Below are 20,554 nucleotides of genomic sequence, written 5' to 3' on the forward strand. Positions count from 1 at the left end.
AAACCAAAGGTTTTGAATACTCCCTCATCGGAGGGATGCGCTTTTTCTGATTTTCCTTTCGAGGATAAGGGCCCTACGGACGTTTCCTATTACAACCGCACCAACGGGCTTTCCGCCCTCGTAGAAGACCTTCACCTCGTCGTCAAGCCACCTTCCCTCACCGCGCGTTCTCCCGATGATTGCCAGGCTTAAGTCCGCGAACTTGAAGACCGCCGAGCGGAAGAAATCGTAGCTTGCTTTCCCACCCTTCACTATTTCGGCGAGCGCCCTGGCCTGCTCAACCGCCCCTTTAGCTGTTCCGGCTATTGTCCCGTTGTGCTCCGCGCAGTCGCCGATGGCGTAGACGTTTTCCGCGGAGGTTCTAAAGTGGTCGTCTATCAGAACGCCCCTCCCCGTTTGTATGCCGCTCTTAAGGGCCAGCTCGATGTTTGGAGTAATCCCGTAGGCGCAGACCTTGAGCCTGCCCGGGATGGTTCCCCTATCGGTTTCGAGCCCTTCCTCCGTGGCCCTGAGGACTTTAGCATCGAGGTGAAATTTCACGCCAATCCCTTCCATCCTTTTCCTTATCCTCCCGCTCAGCTCATCGTCGAGGCCGAGCAGGTTTTTCCTGCGGTGAACGAGTCTGACCCTGTAGCCGGCCTTTGCAACGTTGCCGGCGAGTTCAAGGGCTATAAAGCCCCCTCCAAGGATTACCATCTCCTCCTCCTTCTCCAGCTCTTCCCTTATCCTCTTGGCATCGCTTAGTGTCCTCAGGGTGAGTATATATTCCTTCCCCGGAACGACGGGTTCCCTCGCCCTCGCCCCCGTCGCCAGAACAAGGACGTCGTAGGGAAACTCGCCCCCTGAGTTTATGAGGACGTTCCTTGCCCTGTCTATGAGAAGGGCACTGGTTCCGAGGTGCAAATCAATCCCCTTCCTCCCGTACCAGTCCATCGGAAGTGGGAAGAGCTTTTCCTCGGGCAGAAGGCCGGCTATGTAGTGGGTCAGCATCGGCTTGTTGTAGTAAGGTAGCTTTTCCCTCTCGATTATCGTGACCTCAAACTCCCCGGAGAGAGCTCTGGCGAGCTCAACTCCCCCGGGCCCGTTTCCAACGATAACGACCCTCATAAGCACCAATGAAAATTGGGAGGGGGAGTTAAAAAAGAATCTCAAACCAAAGGTTTTATACCGGTATTTTACCCAAACTTGGGGAGAGTTATCTAACCAAAGAGCTCAAGGCAGATCCTGCACTCGCTTGGATTGAGCTCGGGGTCAATGAGGGCGTGGAACTGACAGAAGTAGCCCCTCCCGAGCCCGTATAACGTTATCTCAACGAGCCGGGCGTGTATCCAGTATTCGTCGGGTCTCTTCTTCACTATCTCCTCCGCGAGGGAATGCAACCTTTCCTCAACGTCCGGAAGGGAGGAGACCTCTACCAAAGCACCTCTCTCCTCCCTCAGGTAGCGTGAAACCGCCGGCTGGGTTATGTGCAGAAGCTCCGCTATCTCTGCCTGCCTGAGACCCTTCTCCCTGAGTATCTCGACGAGCCTCCTCCTCAGGGCGGGGTAAACGTAGCGCGAGGCCACCTCAAAGGCGCTGGTCTTCATGGTTCTTCACATGACGGGCGGAATATTTAAGGCTTTTCGAGGGCCTTAAGTTCTGCCATCATCTCCCTGAACTTCTCATCGCTCATTCCGATGAGCCTCTTCGCGCCTTTCAGTGTTATCGTCCTCGCCAAAGTCTTCCTCATCACGGGGTTCTCAAGTGGAGAGAAGCCATACTTGACGAGGATTCTGAGGGACTCAGGATAGGCCTTTAAAAGCTTGGCCACGTTTGTGTCCTCTGTTATCTCCTCGAGTTTATCGTCGCACTCCTTGACCTCCATGCTGAGCTCCTCCGAGTTTTCGGTTTTAGTAACCCTGAGCACGAAGAAGCCGGCCGCTTCTTTAATCTCCACTTTGTAGCCAGCCTCCTCAAGCTTGGGCAGTATGTCCACGAAGGGCTTGTCTCCGATTACCTCAAGCGTCTCCCCCGTCTGGAGCTTTCCGAGGGATTCGATTATCATCAAAGCGGGCCCTGGCGCCTTAAGACCGCGAACGTCGAGCAACATCTCCTTCACCGCTCCAAATATGACGCGCGGAATATAAACTTTACTGGGCATATTTGCCCAAAAATGCTTATAAGCGCTGATATGACACTCGTCATGAGGTGTGAAAATGACAGAACTGCTCAACACTCGCGAATACAAAAAGGAGCAACTCAAAAGGCTCCTCCTTAGAATCCACGAGGGGGAGAGCGTTGAGAAGCTCAAGGAGGAGTTCAGGGCTGTGCTCAGCGGTATATCACCCCTTGAGATACCCCTCATAGAGCAGGAGCTCGTGAAGGAGGGCATCTCGGCGAAGGACATAGCCAAGATGTGTGATTTGCACGTCGAGCTTTTCCGCGAAGCTGTGAAGGGAACCGACGAGCTTGAGGAGAAGGATTTGCCGGACGGCCACCCGCTCAAGACCCTCTATCAGGAGAACAAGGAGATAATGAAAGATGCGGAGATGCTCAACCTCTACGCGCGAACTTTAGCGACTACCAAGGACGAGCGCATGAGGGAGGAAATCCTCGGTGTTCTGGAGGAAATAGTGAATAACCTGAGAAAGGTCGGCTTCACCCACTACAACCGCGAGGAGATGCTCACCTTCCCCTACATTGAGAGGCGCGGCTTAACGGCGATAGCAACGGTTCTCTGGACGAAGCACGACGAGATAAGGTTTATGATAAAGTACTTGGTTGAACTTCTGCGGAGGAGGGACGAAATGCCCTGGGAGGAGTTCGTGGAGCGCTTCAAGGCGAAAGCTGGGGAAGCTGCATTCGCGCTCAGCGACATGGTCTTCCGCGAGAACAACATCTACTATCCAACGCTTAAGGCACTCCTCAGCGAGGGCGAGTGGAAGGCAATAAGGATGCAGGAGGATGAGATAGGCTTCTACAAGGTCAACCCGCTCGCTTGGGATCCGGGCGAAGACGTTAAACCTCTCCACCCGTGGGAAATCAATCCTGAATTAAGCATCGAACAGCTCCTCGGCCTTCCGAAGGAAGTTCAGGAAGCACTAAAGGGCCAGCCTTTGGAGTTCGACAAGAGCCAGCTAAAGCGCGATGGCGACATAGACCTTGGAACGGGCTACGTGAGCGTTGAGGAGCTTAAGGCGATCTTCGAGGCCTTGCCTGTTGACGTGACATTCATCGACAGGGACGACAGGGTTAGGTTCTTCTCGCCCGGCGAGAGGATATTCGACAGGACGATGTCCGTCCTCGGAAGGCCTGTTCAGCTCTGCCATCCGCCGAAGAGCGTCCACATCGTTAACAAAATCCTCAGGGCCTTCAAGGAGGGCAGGAAGGAGGAAGCAACCTTCTGGCTTAAACTCGGAGGCAAATACGTCTACATCAAATACGTTCCGGTCTTCAACGAGAAGGGGGAATACATAGGGACGCTGGAGATGACGATGGACATCGCACCCTATAAAAAGATAGAGGGTGAAAAGAGACTGCTGGACTGGAGGGATTGAGATGAGGGGAAAAGAGGATGTATTCAGGAAGCGCCTTGAGAGGTTTCAGGAACTCCTGCGGGAGAACGACATAGACGGAGCCGTTATCAGAACACTCTCCAGCTTCATCTACTTCACCGGAACGAAGTGGCTCCGCCCGAGCCTTCTCATCCCAGCGGAGGGAGAACCGACCGTTTACGTTGTCAAAGGCGAGGCCGAGCTCTTCAGGGAGAAGAGCTGGGTTGAGAACGTTGTGGAGTTTCAGCGGGCGGAGGATTTAATGGCGGGCGTTGTAACATGGATTCAGGGGAACGGCTTTGAAAGGGTCGGACTGGAATTCGGGGTTGAGAGGGACGCTTACCTCTTCTTCTACAAGCTGTTTCAAAGACTGAACCCGGTTATTGAAATCGTTGACGTCCTCGACCTTACCATGAGCCTCAGGATGATAAAGGACGACTGGGAGCTTGAGAACATCAGGAAGGCCGGGAAGATAGCGCAGAGGGGCATGGCCGTCGCAGAGGATGTCATAAGACCCGGAAAGAGCGAGCTTGAGATAGCGGCGGAGGTGGTTAGGGAGCTGATGCTCAGCGGAAGTGAGGATCCGAAGGTGTACGTCTCAACAACCCCAAGGGCGCACGCAGAGCCGTTTAGGGACCTTAAAGTTCAGGAGAACGGCGTTGTAACCGTCGTCATCGGAGCCGACTGGAACCACTACTACGCCAACACCGCGAGAACCTTCGTGGTAGGTGATCCCGGCGAACGCGTCAGGAAGGCCATGGAGGTGAAGAAGGAGGCTCTGAACATTGCCCTTGAGGAAACAAAGGTCGGGGTAACTCTCAACGCGGTTGAAAAGAGACTGGCAGGCTTTTTCAGGGAGAAGGGCTTTGGCGATGCCTATCTAACGGGCTACACCCACGGCGTTGGGCTCCTCATTGAGGAACCGCCGATGCCCACAATAATCGTGCCGACGAGGGCCGCTAAGGTTCAGGAGAACATGGTGCTTAGCGTAATCCATCCGCCCCTGATGATTCCTGAAGGTGCTGTAAAGCACGAGGACACCTACATCGTAAGGAAAGAAGGGCTGGAAAGGGTGACCTGAGCCCATTTGCTCGTGAAGGGGGCAGCGGAGTGGAGAGAGAACGTCTCAGGTACTCGGGAATCCTTGCGGGTGCGGTTTACTGGCTTTTCGTGGCTTGGAGCATAAGCAGGAATCGGTGGTTCTCCTTCTTCCACAACGCCCTGAGCGACCTCGGCGACCCTTCAAAGGCCACCTCACCGTGGATATACAACTACGGCCTCATCGTGACGGGCATCTTCGTTTTTGTGTTTTCGATCTATCTCATCATTGCATCTGAGAACAAGCTCCAAACTGTGGGCGGGGCATACGTGAGCATCTCCGCTATTTTCCTTGCCCTTATCGGGGTTTACCACGGGGGGACGAGGCCACACGTCTTCGTCTCGACTTACTTCTTCGTCCAGTTCTTTCTTGGTGCAATCCTCTATGGCCTGGGGAGTGGGAGAAAGGCCCTGAGGTACGGCTCGGCATTGGTATTCCTTCTGGCCCTCTTCGGGACGTTCTTCGACTGGCCCTCTGTAGCGCTCGGTGAAACTTATGAGATAATCCTTGTTATGGCTTTTACCCTGCTCTTTCTCCAGGGGGATGAACGTTTTCAGCACTTAGAAAGGGATAAATAGGGTTATCCTCTCACAAATCGGCTGGGGGTTGTGGAAGTGAGGAGACTCAACCTGTTAGGAGTTTTTGCCGTAGCTGTGCTGCTCCTCCTCCTGTCTTCCGCTCCGGTACTCGCCGACGAAGGGGAGGAAGGAGCGAACTTCGGGGGATTGGCAGCCTTTGGGGTGGCGTTGATCTTCACCGGCACGGCCTACTACGCGCTCACGAAGAGAAGGCTCTTCATAGAGCACAGGAAGGGAGAACCTGGGATAGTTGTCAGACCAGAAAGGCCCTACATAACCGTCTTCGGCCCGGTTTATCCGATGACAATACACCACACCTTCACCGTGATTGGAACTCTGTTAGCGCTGGCCCACTTCGCGACCTGCACCGACTACTCCACCATCGGTGGCGGGGCGGGCCTCGGAATGGCCATAACGCTAGTCCTGCTGAACATCAGCGGCTTCTACGGGAGGTACATCCACATAAGGATCGAAAGGACGGCAAGGAAGAGTGAGATGAGGGCTCTAAAGCGCCTCGTCGTGCTTCTGAGACGGTGGAAGGTTTTCCACGTAGCCCTCGTGGTTGTCTTTCTCATCCTGCTGGGAGTCCACCTCGCTACCGTGGGCGACTGAGGTTAGAGGTGCTCTTCCCTCTCCCTCAGCTTTTCCCTTACCTCGTCCCTTATCGGCTTAAGGGCCTTTGCATGCCTCTCAATGGTCTTGAAGAGCCTCTCGACCCTCTCCCTGTACTTCTCGTCCGTGAGTTATCCGCTCTCATAGATATCGTCCACGTTGTAGAAAAGCATCTGCCCAACGGTTCAAAGGATATGACATTCTGGCTGTTATAAGCCTTACAGCTTTCCACTTTGGAAAAGATAAGCCTCTTATTCCTTCAATACTAACAAACAGTGGGGTCAGACTCATGAAAGATTTGAAAAACAGGAGTGGAACTCATCGAGGCCAAGAGGATACGAAGCACGGAAAACACCCGCACAAACATTCCCACGCCGAGCACCACAGGATGATGATGGAGGACTTCAGGAAGAGGTTCATCGTTTCCTCGATGTTCACAATTCCGATACTGCTTCTGTCGCCGCTGATACAGAACTTCTTCGGCTTTGAACTGAGCTTCCCAGGCGATCGCTACTTTCTCTTCGGTCTTTCGGCGGTGGTCTACTTCTACGGTGGCTGGCCGTTCCTCAAGGGCATGAGGGACGAACTGAAGAAAAAGCTGCCCGGAATGATGACGCTCATTGCCCTGGCGATAACCGTTGCCTTCTTCTACAGCGCCGCTGTAACCTTTGGCCTTCCGGGCAAGACCTTCTACTGGGAGCTGGCGACGCTTATCGACATAATGCTCATCGGCCACTACATCGAGATGCGCTCTGTTTTGGGCGCTTCAAGGGCACTTGAGGAGCTGATAAAGCTCATGCCTACCGAAGCTCACCTCGTAACGCCCGAGGGAATTAAGGACGTCCCGGTCAGCGAGCTGAAGAAGGGAGATGTAGTCATCGTCAAACCGGGCGAAAAGATACCCTCTGACGGCGTCATCGTCGAGGGCGAAACGAGCGTAAACGAGGCGATGCTCACCGGAGAGTCAAAGCCCGTCTACAAAAAGCCCGGAGATACCGTTATCGGCGGTTCCATAAACCTTGAGGGCGCGGTAAAGGTAAGGATAGAAAAAACCGGAAAGGACACCTACCTGATGCAGGTCGTTGAGCTTGTGAGACAGGCCCAGGAGACGCGCTCGAAGACGCAGAATTTAGCGAACAGGGCAGCTTTCTACCTCACGCTCATAGCGATAACCGCCGGAACAGTAACCCTCGGTACCTGGCTCTATCTCGGCAGGCCCTTCGTCTTCGCCCTTGAGAGGATGGTCACCGTCATGGTCATAACGTGTCCGCACGCGCTTGGACTGGCGGTTCCGCTCGTTGTCTCGGTTTCAACATCGACCTCCGCAAAGAAGGGAATCCTCATCAGGAACAGGGAGGCCTTCGAGAGGGCCAAGGACGTGCGGGTGGTTGTCTTCGACAAGACCGGAACGCTCACCGAGGGGAAGTTCGGGGTAACTGATGTAATAGCGCTGGACGAGTTCGGCGAGGAGGAAATCCTGAAATATGCCGCAGCCCTCGAAGGACAGTCCAGCCACCCGATAGCCCAGGGAATAGTCGAGAAGGCCAAGGAACTCGGCCTTGAGGGTTATGATGTGAGTGAGTCAAAGGTCCTGCCCGGCAGGGGCGTCCAGGGCATCATCAACGGCAAAGAGGTTCTCGTCGTAAGCCCCGGCTTCCTCAAGGAAAACAGGCTCTGGAAGGAGGACGAGCGCGTCAACAGGGTTCTGGAGCAGGGCAAGACGGTGGTCTTCCTGGTAATCGACGGGAAGCTCGTCGGTGCGCTCGCCTTAGCAGACAGGATAAGGCCGGAATCAAAGGAGACCGTTGAAATGCTCCACGAGATGAACATGAAAGCCTACATGTTAACCGGAGACAACGCCAAGGTCGCGAAGTGGGTTGCTGAAGAACTCGGTTTGGATGGCTTCTTCGCCGAGGTTCTGCCCCACCAGAAATCTGAGAAGGTCAAAGAGCTCCAGGATGAGGGCTTCATCGTTGTGATGGTGGGCGACGGCATAAACGACGCACCAGCTTTGATTCAGGCGGACGTGGGAATAGCCATTGGAGCGGGGACGGATGTTGCGATAGAGAGCGCGGACGTAATCCTCGTCAGGAGCGACCCGAGGGACATCATAACGGCGGTACACCTCGCGAGGGCCACCTACGGGAAGATGGTGCAGAATTTGGCGTGGGCGACCGGATACAACACCTTTGCTATCCCCTTGGCGGCAGGTGTGCTCTACAGCTACGGAATCCTTCTCAGCCCGGCCCTCGGTGCCCTGCTGATGAGCATGAGCACGGTGATAGTTGCCATAAACGCGAGGTTTTTGAGGGCCTGAACTTTTATTTTTGAAATTTTGGGCCTTTGTTTTTCCCATTCTGGCATGAATAAGGGTTATGTCCTTTCCCGCTGAGAACTCCTTGGAGGTATCAGAATGATGTTCGAAAGCATTAGCGGGGGCCAGTTTCTGGCGCATGCTGGAGAAGGAACATGGGAGTGGCACAACATGATGGGATTCGGCTGGTTTGGTGCCTTTGGAATGCTTTTCATGGTCATTTTCTGGGTGGCCGTGATAGTTGGAGTGGTGTGGCTCGTCAAGTGGCTCATCAATCAGGGGGCTGGAGGTTATAAACCAAAGGCCTCGAAGGAAAGAGCCCTTGAAATCCTCGACGAGAAGTACGCAAGGGGAGAGATAGACGACGAGGAGTACGAGAGGAGAAGGAGAAAGCTCCTGGAGGAGTGACATCTTACCGCTTTTCTCTTTTTGAAGTTCCCAACAGGCAATGCAAATTGCAACTTCTCATCTTTTCATCCCTGAAAAAACCGACCTTTTTGGTTGCCAGTCTGGAAATAATAAGCCTATTATTCCCTCCGGCCAATTCCAACATGGAAGCAAATAAAGAGGTGATGCGGAGTGGAGTGGAAGTCACTCTTCATAGGGCTCCTCATAGGGGCGCTCATAGCCGTTCCCCTGGGGATGGCACAGGGCGGAGGATTCAACATAGCCGAGAAAACCGGCCCGCGCCCGGGCTTCGGTTCCATGAGGAGCTACGGCATGAGCATGATGGACGGGCACGAGGAGATGGAGGATTACATGGCGGGCGGGGACTTCACTGAAATCCACGAGGATATGGAGGCCGAGATGAAGGAACATATGGGCCTTAACTGGGAAGAGATGAGGGAGAGACACGAGGCCTGCGAGAGGTACATGGGAATCGAAGAAGGGGGAGAGTGATTAGCCTTAGTGGGAGTGCCCGCTTTCATTTTCTCCCGTTTCCAAGCTGAGCTTTTCCAAGTTTTCCCTGGTTCTCTTGAACTCCCTCAGGCAGGTCGGACAGCAGAAGAAGTAGACCCTGTTGCGGTATTTGTAGACTATCGGCTCGCCGACGATCTCCTTTCCGCAGTAGTCGCATTTGAAGGGCACCTTTACCTTGGGAGGGCTTTCCCTCGTGGTGCTCTCCAGGATGGGCATTATCTCGATGACCTCAAAGCCAGCCCCCTCGATCACCTTTCTGAGCTCCTCCATGTTCTCGACGGCCACCTTGATGAGGTACTTCTTACTGGTAAAGCGGTTTATCTCGATTATCTCCTCGAACTCGCTCATCCTCCTCGGTTCATCGGTCTTCACGATGAGCGCAACAACGTTGTGCGCCCTCAGCAGCTCGGGGTTTAGCTTTATCGTGAAGCCTTGGATTATTCCCTTCTTCTGGAGCTTTTCAAGCCTCGCCCGGACGGTGGGCCTGCTAACTCCAAGTCTCTCGGCCAGCTCCGAAACACTCATCCGGGAGTTGTCCATGAGGAGGTAGATAATCTTCAAATCAACTTCATCAACTTTCATAACTGATCACTGGCGAGGTTTGGTTGTTCAAACCATAAAAACCTCTCGTATTGCTTTCGATGGAGTGAGTTAAAGCTGGAAGCCTCCAAAGCTTCGGTTGGTTGGGGAAGCTATCTGTGAACTCCTCAGCAAGGTTCCTGAGAACGCGGGCGACTCTGCGGTCATGGGAAATCCGCTACTGTTTAGAACTGTTGGAGGATTATTGCATCCTTCCTCGAAGGTCAGGTTTTGTGAAGAAAAAGTAAAAACGCCTTTGGGGTAACTATAATTAAGGAGATGCCGGATGGAGGTGCCGAGGTTACTCAAGCTCCTCTCCAACGAGGTCAACCTTCAGATACTTTCCGTCCTCAGAACAGGTTCGTTCAACCCCCGCGAGCTGGCAAGGATTCTCCAGAGGGATGAGAGCGACGTTTCACGGCGCCTCAGGGCCCTTGAGCGAGCTGGACTGGTCGAGGGGAGATGGGTGAGGGTCGGGGGCAAGAACGTCAGGATGTACTCCCTGAGGGTTGATGGGATTAGCATACGCTTCCAGCCCGGTGGCGTTTCCCTGGAGAGCTCGAAAAGCGGGGAGTACAGCTTCCTGACTGTGAAGAGCGGGACTCCAGAGGTTGAAGATTTCTTCGGCAGGGAGAGGGAAATTCAGCTTCTCCGCTCTTCACCTGAAAGGGTAATCGCCGTTTATGGCATAGCCGGGATAGGGAAGACGAGCTTGGCCGTCAAAGCTTTTCCTGAGGCATTCTGGTATCAGGCCGAGGAAACGGAAGGCTTTGACTACTTCGTATGGCAGCTGGGCATTCACCTCAACGCCCTTGGCTTCCCCCAACTCCTCGAATACCTCCGCGCCGGCGGGAGGAATGAGAGGGACGAGTTCGAGCTCGCCCTCAGGGGAATCGAGGAGACGGGGACGACCGTCGTAATAGACGACCTCCACAGGTGCGGGGACGAGAAGATGGGCCGCTTCCTAACGTTTCTCGCCGAGGGGCTGAAAAACGGGAAAGTTATCCTTCTGTCGAGGGAAAAGCCCTCCCTCGGTGCCGAAAACGTCCTCTACATCAGGCTCGAAGGCCTCGACGTCGAGAGCGCCTACAGGCTCTTCGAGGCGAGGGGTGGAAAGGTCGACCCAAGGGAGTTCGCCGAGGTCTACAGGCTTACGAGGGGGCATCCCCTGGCGATAGTGCTCTTCGCCCAGGCTTCCTCCTCGGGGGTTGACGCCAGCGGGAACTTCTTCGACTTCCTGATGAGCGAGGTTTACGGCAGGCTGACCGAGAAGGAGAGGCTGCTCCTTCAGATTCTCTCCCTCTTCGATGAACCCCTCGAATACGAGGCGATAAAAGCCCTCTACCCTGGGAGGAACGTCTTTGCCCCCCTCTACGCCCTCGCCAGAAAGGGGCTCGTCGAGAGGAGGGGGGAGCTCTACTTCATCCACGACCTGATAAGGGGCTTCATCGAGAGGGTCAGAGAGGTTGAGCCGGCGGATTACTACGGGGCCTACATAGATTACCTCCTCAGAAAGGGGAGTGCGAGGGACTTCCTGAGGGCCTTTAAATACGCCGTTCTGCTCGGGGATGAAGGGAGGATAACGGCCATTATCGAGGAGAGGCTGAGGAGGTTCAAGAGGGTCGTTCAGGACTTTCAGGGGGCTTACCTCTCGCTCCTATCAAAGGCCCCACAGATACCTCAGGTCAGGGCCGAGATTGGAACGGTTTATTTCCAGAGGGGGTTCTTCGAGAAGGCCCTGGGGATATGGCTCGACGTTGAGGATAAGCTCGACGGAATATTCAGGGCCGACGTTCTTAGCTCAATAGCGGACGTTTACCTTGAGCTGAACGACTTTGAAAAGGCCGAGGAGTACTTAGGGAAGCTCAAAGAAATCGTCGGGAAAAACCCGGACCCCGAGGTGGAGCTCTGGTACTATGTCATCAAGACGAAGCTCCACTACTACCGCGGTGAGGTGGAGGAGGGACTTGAGAGTGCCTTTAAAGAGCTTGATGTGCTCAAAAGGCTGGGACACTATCCAGAGCTCGAAGCCCTCGTTTACCTTCATATAGGCGACATCTACTCCGAGATGGAGCGACCTGAGGAGGCTATCCGCTACTACCTTCTGGCCCTTCAGGTGGCGAAGGCCTACAGCCTGAGCTTCCTTGAGCACACCTGCTACATGGAGCTTACCAAGGCCTACTTCCACATAGGTGAATACGAAAAGGCCGTTGAGGAAGGGGACAGGGCGATCGATTACTTTACCCGCATCAGGAACTACAGGAGGGCTGTAGACACGTTAGGCTACCATTTTTTGGCACTCATTGGACTCGGTGAGCTGGAAAAGGCCGAGGAGGATGCGAAGGAAATGCTGAGAATGGGCCAGGGGAGCAATTATCCCCTCGCATGGGCGGGCTACATCTTCCTGGCGGTCATCGAGAAGCTGAGGGGAGGCAACTGGAAGGAGTACCTCCGCCTCGGTAGGGAGAGGCTGGGGGATTACCCCTGGCTCTACGAGGCCGTGCTGGAGGAGACGGCCAGGGTTGTGGACGTCGAGGAGCTTAAGGAAAAGTGAGAAAAAAGCAGGATCAGTCAATCCACTCGACGAGCTTCCTGACTGCTTCCCTTAACCTCTTTTCGTCCTCTTCCGTTGGTCTGCCCCTGCTCTCTACTGTATCAACGAGGTCGAACTTGCTCCTCGCTATGAGGGTCTCTATTTTCTTGCCCGCGACTCCGCCCCAGCCAAAGGCACCGACGATAAGGACGGGCTTCTCGTAGTTGGCCTTGTCGAGTATCTCGTAGAGGGTGTAGCGTATCCTTGGATGTATCTCTGCCTCGTAGGTGGAGGCGCCGATGATTACCGCCTCGCTGTCCGGAACCTCGCCGAGGATGTCGCTCACCGCTGGAGCCTCCTTGTCGGTGAAGCGGTAAACTACTGGCTTCTTGCCGAGCTTCTTGAGTTCATCGATAACGATGTTCATCCTCCTCTCGACGAAGCCGTACATCGAGTCGTAGACAATCAATACTTTATCCTTGGTTGGGATTCCCGCTCCAACGCGCTCGTAGTGCTCAAATATTTTCATCGGGTTCTTGCACCATGCGAGGCCGTGGCCCGGCAGTATCATTTTTGCCTCTTCAACGATGCCGAGTTCCTTGAGCTTCTTGATGTTCTGGACGATGTACTTGTGGTAGTGGCCGATGACGGTGACGATGTACTTCGTGACGTGCGGGAGGTACTCTTCGATGACCCTCTCGTCGCTGTCGTCTATCGTCTCCGGAATGCCGTAGCCGCCGCCGGCGTCGCAGGAGAAGATGAGCTTATCTTCAACCACGTAGGTTATCATAGTGTCCGGCCAGTGGAGCCAGGGAACGGCTATGAAGCGGAAGGTCTTGCCACCTATCTTCATTTCCTCCCCGTCCTTGACGACCCTGAAGTTCTTCACGACCTCCTCACCGTAGAAGCCCTGGAGGAGGTTCCTCGCGAAGGCCGTCCCGATAACCATCGCCTTGTAACCGTTCTCCTTGAGGAGCTTCGGTAGCGCTCCGCTGTGATCCGGCTCGGTGTGGTGGACTATGATGTGGGTTATCTCCTTCGGGTCAACGAGCTTTTTCAGCGCGTCTATGAACATGTCGGTGTAGTCGGCTTTGGTCGCGTCGAAGAGAACGACGGCATCTTTCAGCTTCATCAGGTAGGCGTTGTAGGTTATCCCCTCTGGGATGTCCCAGGTTGCCTCGAAGTAGCGTATCCTGTCATCGTCAACCCTGATGATGTAGAGCTCCGGGTCTGTGCAGAGCTTTTCAACCCTAACTTCTGGCATGATATCACCGATGGTGGTTGGGGAGGGGGGATAAAAAGGTTTTGAAAAGGCTTACTTCCTCCTGAGCAGGGGCAGTAAAACAAGGAGCAACGTTAAGGCCGGACCGCAGATGCCTCCGCTTTTGGTGGAGGATGCTGCATTACTGCCGGTCTCTGGCGCTTTAGAGTGGGTCGTTGTGGATGTTCCTGACTTCGATGCGGTCGTGGGCTGGGTCGTTGAGGGAGTTGAGGTTTGCGTCGGTGTTGGCTGAACCTCTGTGAAGTTTACCTTGCCCTTAACGAAGTCAACGGATAGGATTATTTTCTCCCCTGGCTTCAGGCTAACGTTCCGCTCGTAGGAGAGCATCTTCCTGACTCCCGAGCCCGCTGGTTCGAGGTAAAGGGTATGGTTGCCGGGCACTACGTACTCAACATGGGGTGATGTGAGTGTAGTTACCTTCATTGTCCCATCTATTCCGAGATTGAACTTCTCTGGATTGGTTCTTATCTCGATGATGCCCGGTGGGCAGAGGGTTCTCTCCTTAACGTCCCTCTCCACCGCTGAAACGCTGAACTCCACGAACTCTAAGTTGAGGTTCCTCTCACCACCGTCGGTTGCCTTCGTGAAGAGGTTACCAGCTTTAAGTGAGACGTCAATCCTCCGGGGGTGGAGGATTGGGCAGGTTGCGTTTGCAGAGCCGTTTTTCGGTATCACCGTCACGAAGATGTCGGATTTGCCGCTGGTCAGGCCTTCTTCCTGAACGGTTCCGGTCACTAGGAGTCCGTCCTTCCAGTTGGCAATCCCCGAGGGATACGTACTCCCAGGGTTTATACCCTAGTAAGCGTTGGTCCAGATTGGATTTCCAGAGCCATCGAGGGCCATTATTATTCCCTTTACACTGCCCCCGCCGGCCATGTAAATCGCTTCATCGTCCGTCGCGACATCGGACGGGATGAAGTTGATGTTCTTTGCCCACACAAGCCTTCCGCTGGAGTCTATTCTGATGACGTAGTTTCCGATGCTCGTTGCCACGATTACGGCACCGTCTTTGAAGGGTTCCGCATCAACAACCCTCCAGTCCCTCTGGTTGTTCCGGGGTAGGATTTCCTCCTGCCACAGAAGGTTTCCCGACCCGTCAATCCCCAGAACCCACACTTTCCACGAAACTAAATCAGGGCTCTCGAAGCTGGTCGTTGTGCCCACTACAATGTATCCTCCGGGAACCTTCACGGCCCTTTTTGGCCGAGTCGTAGTAGTCACCACCGTAAACCCTGACCCACTCAACGTTTCCTTCCGGGCCAATCTTCGTCACGAGAATGTCATGGGGTTCATCGCCCTTCCACACTGAGCCAACTGCCAGACCGTCGGAGATGGAATTGAAGTAGCCGCTGTAGTCTTTCAGGATGAGGGCCTTTTTGACCTTCCCGTCGAGCCCAAGGTACAGGATGAACGGCTTTTTGGAGCCCCCCTTCTTATACTCCCCGACCACTATTATGCCGTCTTTTCCGAACTCAATCCCCCTGGCGTCCAAGGTTCCTTCCTCAGTTCTGAGGTTCCTTCTCCATACCAGCGTATCCGGGGCCGTGAAGAGAAGGATGGAAGCGCTGGAGTATCTCTCCCCCAAAACCTCGCCTAAGACTGCAAATTCCCCGTTTTTTCCCGCCGAAACGGCCCTAACTGAGAACCATGCGTTTGCCTCCCCGTACAGCTTCATAGCTGGAAAGGCCGTGACGCTTCCGGAGAGAAATACGAGGAGGATGAGGGCAACGGCTGCGCTCCTCCTCAATGTGAACACCCGTGTTAAATTTACAACTTCCTTTTATTTGAGATTTTCTTCAATGCTCGTTTAAACGGCCAGAATGTGAGTCCAACGCTAAACACCGTTTCGGGTCTGGAGGGCATTGAAACCGGTATATTGAACAAAAATTCAAAAGGAAAGGATTCAGGTCTTCTTCCCCTCGAAGAACCTCTCCACGAGCTCAAGCTTTGGCATCCTCTTCCAGAGGGGGGTTTTGTCCCTCCTGTATGCAGGAACCATCTCCTCGAAGGACGGCTTCTCGTTGATGTAGAACACCCCGAGCGGGAGCGGGTCGCTCTCCAAAGCGCGCCTGAAGGCTGTCTCCCTGTCATAGGGATCGTGATCTTCCATCCAGTAGGTGTGCTCCCTGTACCAGGCGTAGGTGTTCACCTTGTTGAAGCTCACACACGGGTGAAGGATGTCCACTATCGCGAGGCCTTTATGCCTTATAGCGCGCTTTATTATCTCGACGCTCTCCTTGAAGTAGCCCATAAAGGTTCTGGCAACGAAGGAAGCATCCATAGCCACCGCGAGTGCCACCGGGTTGAAGGGCTCTTCAAGCACTCCCCACGGCTGTGTTGGCGTCTTAACTCCCTTCATCGTCGTCGGGGACGCCTGTCCCTTGGTGAGGCCATATATTTGGTTGTCGTGGATTAGGACGGTTATGTCGGGGTTCCTCCTTATCGCATGAAGAAGGTGGTTCCCGCCCTCGGCGTACATATCCCCATCTCCACCTTCCGCTATTACCGTCAGTTCAGGGTTTGCCGCCTTGACCCCGGTAGCTATCGGTATCGCCCTTCCGTGGAGTGTGTGGTAGCCGTTGGCGTTGAGGTAGTGGGGCATCTTCGCGGCCTGGCCAATTCCGCTGATTATCGCGACTTCGCTCGGCTTTAACCCGAGCTCGGCTAGAGCGGATATGAGTATGTTCCTTATGCCGAAGTTACCGCAACCTGGGCACCAGGCGATGTCCTTACTACCGGGCCTCTTCGGCTCAAAAAGCTCCCTTCCCGTGGGAAGCTGGACGTTCATTCTACCACCTCCTTGAGGGCATCCAAAACCTCTTCAACCGAGAATGGCCTCCCGTCGTACTTCAGAACCCTGTGATCTGCCTTAACGCCGAGTTCCTTCCACAGCAAATCCGCGAACTGGCCGGTGACGTTGTTCTCCACCACTATCACCTTCTTCCCTTCGAAGAACTTCTTCGTCTCTGGATTGAGCGGGTAGACCCAGCTGAAGTGAAGATGTGCCACTTTCTCGCTCCCGAGCTTTTCAAGTGCCTCTTCAACGACGTGGAAGGTTGAACCCCAGCTCACCACGAGGTATTCGGCGTTCTCATTTCCGATAAGCTTTGGAAGTGGAGCGTTCCTCTTTATCGTCTCAAGCTTCTTCACTGCCCTCTTCTCCTGCATCTTTATCGTGAGCTCGGCATCCTCGGTTATGTCGCCCCACTCGTCGTGCTCGTTTCCGTTGGCTATCACGACATCCTCACCGTAGCCTGGAATAGCTCTCGGCGAGATTCCGTTCTCGGTCAGCTCGTATCTCCTATAGCCTGCCTTCGCCTCGACTATGTAACGCTCGAACTTCACCTTGCTCACATCGGGTGCTGGAAGGTTGTAGTAGGTATCGACAAAGTACTGATCCGTGAGGATTATCACGGGCACCTGGTATTTATCAGCTAAGTTGAAGGCCTCAGCCGTAAGGTAGAAGGCCTCCTCAAGGCTTCCCGGAGCTAGAATTATCCTCGGGAAGTCGCCGTGGCCGGCGTAGAGGACGAGGTTTAAATCACCCTGCATCGTCCTCGTCGGCAAACCCGTTGCCGGCCCCGGCCTCTGGGCGAGGTGTATCACAACTGGATTCTCGGCCATTCCGGCTAAGCTGAGCGCCTCGCTCATGAGCGCGAATCCTCCCCCAGAGGTGCTCACCATTGCCCTCGCTCCGGCGAACCAAGCTCCTAAGGCCATGTTTATGGCAGAAATCTCGTCCTCGACCTGCTCGACCACTATCTCAAATTCTTCGGCGTGTTGAGCAGCAAAGGTGGAAACACCCGTTGACGGGCTCATCGGGTAGAAGCTCAGGAAGTCCATGCCACCAGCTAGGGCGCCTATCCCTACCGCCTCAGTTCCCGTAAGGAGAACCTCTTCCTTAACCCTCTCGTCCCTCTGAACATCAACCGCTATAGTCCCCTCCTCGCAGAGCTTAACGCCCAGGTCGTAGCCCTTCTTAGCGGCTTCGATATTTTTTCTCACGATGTTCTCGCCCTTGCTTCCGAAGCGCTTCCTTATGTACTCCTCAACTGCCTTAAAGTCGCCGTGGAAGAGGCCAGCTATAAGGCCTGCCGCCGTTGTGTTGATGTAGAGCTGACTGCCAGTTTCGAGGGCCATCTTCGTGAGCGGAACCTCGACGAGGTTGACCTTCTCCAGAAAGTCCTCCTCGACGTTCTCCCTCTCGCCGAGAACGACGGTGTTCTCGTTAAGTCTGTCCTTCACCCAGGTAAGAACGCCCTGCTTGAATGGAACGAGGATGTCTATCCTTTTCACGAAGGCCCTGACGCGCCTCGATGAGACCCTTATCTCGGTCGAGTTTATCCCGCCCCTGACGCGGGACATGTACTCCTTGTTTGCATAGACGTGGTAGCCGGACCTCTTGAGGGCGTGTGTCAGTATCTCCTCAACCGTCTGGATGCCCTGTCCGGCCGCTCCACCGAGGACTATCGAGACCTCGTCCCTAAACTCCACCACGTTATCAACTCCTGTAAGTTTTGATGTTTATCAATGGTTAGTTTGTTAAGCGACCTTATATAATTTTCCCAGCTGAGGGTATGGGTATACAATTTTGACCCAAAAGGTTAATATGTGGGAATGAGGAACTAATTTCGAGGTGGTTTTGATGGAGGTTACCGAGGGTGAAGTTTTTGAGATAGCAAGGAACGCCGAGATAAAGGCGAAAGAAGCATACGAAAAGCTTGCATCGATCACGAAGAGTGACATAATAAGGAACGAGCTTCTCCTTCTAGCTAGGGAAGAGGACAAGCACCGCGAGATAATCGAGAAGATGGCCGAACGCTTCAGGTCCGAGGGCGAGCCCAAGAAGATAGAGCTCAAGGCCATGGGTGAGTTCAGGGTCATAGCCGACAGAATGGCCGAGGCGATAAAGAAGCCCGACGTGAACCTCGACGAGATATACGAGATAGCCATGGAGGCGGAGAAGGTCAGCGAAAAGCTCTACAGGGAGCTGGCTTCCTATGCAGCCAACGAGAAGACGAGGACTCTCCTGGAGATGCTTGCCGATATGGAAGCTACCCACTACGCCATCCTGAAGAGACAGTACGACTACATCATGCGCTACCCGGAACTCTACAAGGAGGAGTTCTACGATCAGCTCATGAAGGACATAAACTTCAACTTCTGACCTTCTCTTCTCCTGTTTATCCCCTCAACTCGGCGTTGAGGACAATCCAGAGGACGTAGAGCAGAAAAGCTGTGGCCGTGTAGTCCACCGCTGCTCCCAGCAGAGTCCTCCCCCGGGCCTTCAGCTTGCCGGCCAACAGCTCAGTTCCGGCGTAGGAGTGGAGGAGGAATAGGGCTAGAAGGCCCAGCCTCGTCGCCCGCCCGAGGTGGATTAGCTGAGCCCGGGAAAAGTTCATTATTATTGAGGCTTGCCTTGCGGTCTCGCTCGTTAGGGCGTAGCCACTAACGAAGTAGAGGACAACGAAAAGGAGGAGTGGCAGGGAAGTCCACTCCACGATTTTGAGGGCCGTTTTTGACTTCAAGGGTTCACCTCCACGGGCTGGCCTCGTTCTTGATGTAGGCATCGTCTGGGTAGCCAACGCTCTCCCACCTGCCCTTGAAGTCGTAGTCAACGAGCTCTATCTTCGTGAGGTGCTTTATCCACTTGTAGCCCCACCTGCCCGGGACGACGAGCCTCGGCTCTATGGGCTTCCCGTTGAACTCGTAGGCGACTATTATGTCCTCGTCCGCAAGGACGTCCTTAACGCGAAGGTCGGTCGTGTAGCCGTCGCTCGCGTAGAGGGCGACCTTTACCGCGTTTTCCTTTACCCCTGCCCGCTGGAGGAGGTACTTAAGGGGAACCCCCACCCAGGTTCCGTTCTTTAGGGGCCTGTTTGGTGCGCTGACGCAGTAGAGAACCGCCCGAACCCTTCGGGAGGGCATCTCCCTGAGCTCGCTCAGCGTGATGGTATAGGGTCTTTCCACAAGGCCTGTAACAGCGATCACCGGCCCGCCGGTGGTTTTTTCGTTAGTGTTCTCCTCCGGTGTTGCAGTGTTTTTTTCGGAGCTCCCTTTTCCACCGCTCCAGCCCCAGTATGTGCCAAGGGCCAAGAGGAGGAGTACGAGGAGCGCGAAGGCAAGCTTTTTCATGTCATCACATCCTCGATATCGAGTACAGCAGGCCAACCCCGAGCAGACCGCTGAGCGAAAGCAAGAGCAGTGGCCCGGCCACGGCCTTTCCGTAGCCCATCTCCGCCCAGTGGATGTAGAAGGCTATCGCCAGAACGCTCTGGGCCACGAAGACGAGAGCAACACCGAAGAGCCTCTTTCCGAGTTTTGTGTCCTTCATCCCGAGGTAGTTTCTGAGGAGGAGCAAAGCTAGGACAAGCTCGATGAGGACGATGAGTATGTTCACCTGCCAGTAGAGTCCTATCATTCTCCCTTCACCCCTATGAGTTTTTCAATTTCATCCCAGTTCTCCTCGACCTCGCGCGATGGGACGTATATGGCCCCGTAGTCGTTGCCAATTCTCTCGACGAGATCGTGCTCAAGCATGAGCTCAAGGTGGTACTTTACCGTCCTGTAGTTGAGGTTCAGCTCCTTCGCTATCCTGTGAACGTTGCCGGGTTTGTTCCTTATGAGCTTGAGTATTCTCATCCTCGTTCCTCCGCCCTTCGAACCCATCAGTAGCCACAGAAGGGTGTTCCTGAGCTTTCTGTCCATAATTGGGGGTTGGCCTTAATCCTTAAAAAATTAAAGGAATCACGGGAAGTTGAAGGGGTCAACGACGAACCAGACGTTCTTGACCCCCTGCCCGTTTATATCTCCCCTCTTCGTGTCCTTGAAGAAGTAGTAGAGGGGGTAGCCCCTGAAGGTCGTCTGCTTGCTCCCGTCGTCCCTCGTTATCTCGCCGAAGTCGTTCGCTATCACCGAAGGCGCCACAGGGTTCTCGCGGTAGAAGATCGGCCACTTCTGGGCGCAGTCGCCGTAGCAGACACTCTTGTTGGCGCTGTCTTTGGCGAAGTAGTAGAGGGTCATGCCATTGTCGTCAACGAGGTAAGTCCCCACGCTGGGCTGGTAGGCTATCATGACGTCGTAGTCCCTCATAACGTACCAGA

Annotated in this window: 24 protein-coding genes; 9 read left to right on the forward strand and 15 right to left on the reverse strand. The window is 54.4% G+C overall.

The features are described from left to right. Positions 1-24: 24 nt before the first annotated feature. The 3 genes from MVC73_RS08770 to MVC73_RS08780 form a co-directional block, all read right to left on the reverse strand. Positions 25-1,107, reverse strand: a complete 1,083-nt coding sequence (locus tag MVC73_RS08770) for an FAD-dependent oxidoreductase (RefSeq protein WP_297509903.1) — start codon at positions 1,105-1,107, stop codon at positions 25-27. A 92-nt stretch (positions 1,108-1,199) separates the two neighbouring features. Beyond that, entirely contained in the window at positions 1,200-1,586 is a 387-nt protein-coding gene (locus MVC73_RS08775; RefSeq protein WP_297509797.1) for a helix-turn-helix domain-containing protein, read from the reverse strand. A 26-nt stretch (positions 1,587-1,612) separates the two neighbouring features. After that, positions 1,613-2,089 (reverse strand): DUF1858 domain-containing protein, encoded by a 477-nt coding sequence (locus MVC73_RS08780; RefSeq protein ID WP_297509905.1) that lies wholly within the window; start codon positions 2,087-2,089, stop codon positions 1,613-1,615. A gap of 106 nt (positions 2,090-2,195) precedes the next feature. Between MVC73_RS08780 and MVC73_RS08785 the strand changes: the two genes are divergently transcribed. From MVC73_RS08785 to MVC73_RS08815, 7 genes are all read left to right on the forward strand, one after another. Then, entirely contained in the window at positions 2,196-3,536 is a 1,341-nt protein-coding gene (locus MVC73_RS08785; RefSeq protein WP_297509799.1) for a DUF438 domain-containing protein, read from the forward strand. A 1-nt stretch (position 3,537) separates the two neighbouring features. Further along, a complete protein-coding gene (locus MVC73_RS08790) occupies positions 3,538-4,614 on the forward strand; it encodes a Xaa-Pro peptidase family protein (protein ID WP_297509802.1) in 1,077 nt (358 codons plus the stop codon). 29 nt (positions 4,615-4,643) lie between these two features. Next, on the forward strand, positions 4,644-5,210 hold the full coding sequence (locus MVC73_RS08795; RefSeq protein ID WP_297509804.1) for a DUF998 domain-containing protein: 567 nt from the start codon (positions 4,644-4,646) through the stop codon (positions 5,208-5,210). A gap of 36 nt (positions 5,211-5,246) precedes the next feature. Continuing rightward, positions 5,247-5,822, forward strand: coding sequence for a hypothetical protein (locus tag MVC73_RS08800; protein WP_297509807.1), 576 nt, complete (start codon positions 5,247-5,249; stop codon positions 5,820-5,822). 289 nt (positions 5,823-6,111) lie between these two features. Continuing rightward, complete coding sequence (locus tag MVC73_RS08805; RefSeq protein ID WP_297509809.1) at positions 6,112-8,139, forward strand: heavy metal translocating P-type ATPase; 2,028 nt, start codon at positions 6,112-6,114, stop codon at positions 8,137-8,139. A 96-nt stretch (positions 8,140-8,235) separates the two neighbouring features. After that, positions 8,236-8,544, forward strand: coding sequence for an SHOCT domain-containing protein (locus MVC73_RS08810; RefSeq protein ID WP_297509812.1), 309 nt, complete (start codon positions 8,236-8,238; stop codon positions 8,542-8,544). A gap of 171 nt (positions 8,545-8,715) precedes the next feature. After that, on the forward strand, positions 8,716-9,036 hold the full coding sequence (locus MVC73_RS08815; protein WP_297509815.1) for a hypothetical protein: 321 nt from the start codon (positions 8,716-8,718) through the stop codon (positions 9,034-9,036). A gap of 6 nt (positions 9,037-9,042) precedes the next feature. Here the strand turns inward: MVC73_RS08815 and MVC73_RS08820 are convergent, their stop codons facing one another. Next, positions 9,043-9,639 carry a TRASH domain-containing protein gene (locus tag MVC73_RS08820; RefSeq protein WP_297509818.1) on the reverse strand — a complete coding sequence of 199 codons (597 nt, stop codon included), beginning with the start codon at positions 9,637-9,639 and terminating at the stop codon, positions 9,043-9,045. 283 nt (positions 9,640-9,922) lie between these two features. Here MVC73_RS08820 and MVC73_RS08825 point away from each other — a divergent pair, with 283 nt between their 5' ends. Beyond that, positions 9,923-12,190: a helix-turn-helix domain-containing protein gene (locus MVC73_RS08825; RefSeq protein ID WP_297509821.1), complete on the forward strand. Its 2,268-nt coding sequence runs from the start codon at positions 9,923-9,925 to the stop codon at positions 12,188-12,190. Positions 12,191-12,203: 13 nt separating this feature from the next. Here MVC73_RS08825 and MVC73_RS08830 read toward each other — a convergent pair whose 3' ends face one another. From MVC73_RS08830 to MVC73_RS08855, 6 genes are all read right to left on the reverse strand, one after another. Further along, positions 12,204-13,433, reverse strand: coding sequence for an FprA family A-type flavoprotein (locus tag MVC73_RS08830; protein WP_297509824.1), 1,230 nt, complete (start codon positions 13,431-13,433; stop codon positions 12,204-12,206). 51 nt (positions 13,434-13,484) lie between these two features. Next, entirely contained in the window at positions 13,485-14,186 is a 702-nt protein-coding gene (locus MVC73_RS08835) for a hypothetical protein (protein WP_297509827.1), read from the reverse strand. Between the two features lie 60 nt (positions 14,187-14,246). Then, the gene (locus MVC73_RS08840) at positions 14,247-14,615 is read right to left on the reverse strand and encodes a hypothetical protein (RefSeq protein WP_297509831.1); all 369 of its coding nucleotides are present in this window, start codon (positions 14,613-14,615) and stop codon (positions 14,247-14,249) included. Further along, positions 14,584-15,198 (reverse strand): hypothetical protein, encoded by a 615-nt coding sequence (locus MVC73_RS08845; RefSeq protein WP_297509834.1) that lies wholly within the window; start codon positions 15,196-15,198, stop codon positions 14,584-14,586. Before MVC73_RS08845 ends, MVC73_RS08840 begins: the two co-directional genes overlap by 32 nt. A gap of 156 nt (positions 15,199-15,354) precedes the next feature. Further along, positions 15,355-16,239 (reverse strand): thiamine pyrophosphate-dependent enzyme, encoded by an 885-nt coding sequence (locus MVC73_RS08850; protein WP_297509837.1) that lies wholly within the window; start codon positions 16,237-16,239, stop codon positions 15,355-15,357. Beyond that, positions 16,236-17,948, reverse strand: a complete 1,713-nt coding sequence (locus MVC73_RS08855) for a 2-oxoacid:acceptor oxidoreductase subunit alpha (protein ID WP_297509840.1) — start codon at positions 17,946-17,948, stop codon at positions 16,236-16,238. Before MVC73_RS08855 ends, MVC73_RS08850 begins: the two co-directional genes overlap by 4 nt. Before the next feature lie 148 nt (positions 17,949-18,096). Here MVC73_RS08855 and MVC73_RS08860 point away from each other — a divergent pair, with 148 nt between their 5' ends. Beyond that, on the forward strand, positions 18,097-18,618 hold the full coding sequence (locus MVC73_RS08860; protein WP_297509843.1) for a ferritin family protein: 522 nt from the start codon (positions 18,097-18,099) through the stop codon (positions 18,616-18,618). A 16-nt stretch (positions 18,619-18,634) separates the two neighbouring features. Here MVC73_RS08860 and MVC73_RS08865 read toward each other — a convergent pair whose 3' ends face one another. The 5 genes from MVC73_RS08865 to MVC73_RS08885 form a co-directional block, all read right to left on the reverse strand. Beyond that, positions 18,635-18,979 carry a hypothetical protein gene (locus tag MVC73_RS08865; RefSeq protein WP_297509846.1) on the reverse strand — a complete coding sequence of 115 codons (345 nt, stop codon included), beginning with the start codon at positions 18,977-18,979 and terminating at the stop codon, positions 18,635-18,637. Positions 18,980-18,983: 4 nt separating this feature from the next. Then, entirely contained in the window at positions 18,984-19,586 is a 603-nt protein-coding gene (locus MVC73_RS08870) for a molybdopterin-dependent oxidoreductase (RefSeq protein ID WP_297509849.1), read from the reverse strand. A 4-nt stretch (positions 19,587-19,590) separates the two neighbouring features. Then, positions 19,591-19,872, reverse strand: coding sequence for a hypothetical protein (locus MVC73_RS08875; RefSeq protein ID WP_297509852.1), 282 nt, complete (start codon positions 19,870-19,872; stop codon positions 19,591-19,593). Continuing rightward, positions 19,869-20,159: a winged helix-turn-helix domain-containing protein gene (locus MVC73_RS08880; RefSeq protein WP_297509855.1), complete on the reverse strand. Its 291-nt coding sequence runs from the start codon at positions 20,157-20,159 to the stop codon at positions 19,869-19,871. The genes MVC73_RS08875 and MVC73_RS08880 overlap by 4 nt, the downstream gene beginning before the upstream one ends. A 39-nt stretch (positions 20,160-20,198) precedes the next feature. Beyond that, the coding region (locus MVC73_RS08885; protein ID WP_297509857.1) for a hypothetical protein at positions 20,199-20,554 on the reverse strand (356 nt) is incomplete at its 5' end.

It is taken from the genome of Thermococcus sp. (genome assembly GCF_027052235.1).
GTDB lineage: Archaea > Methanobacteriota_B > Thermococci > Thermococcales > Thermococcaceae > Thermococcus.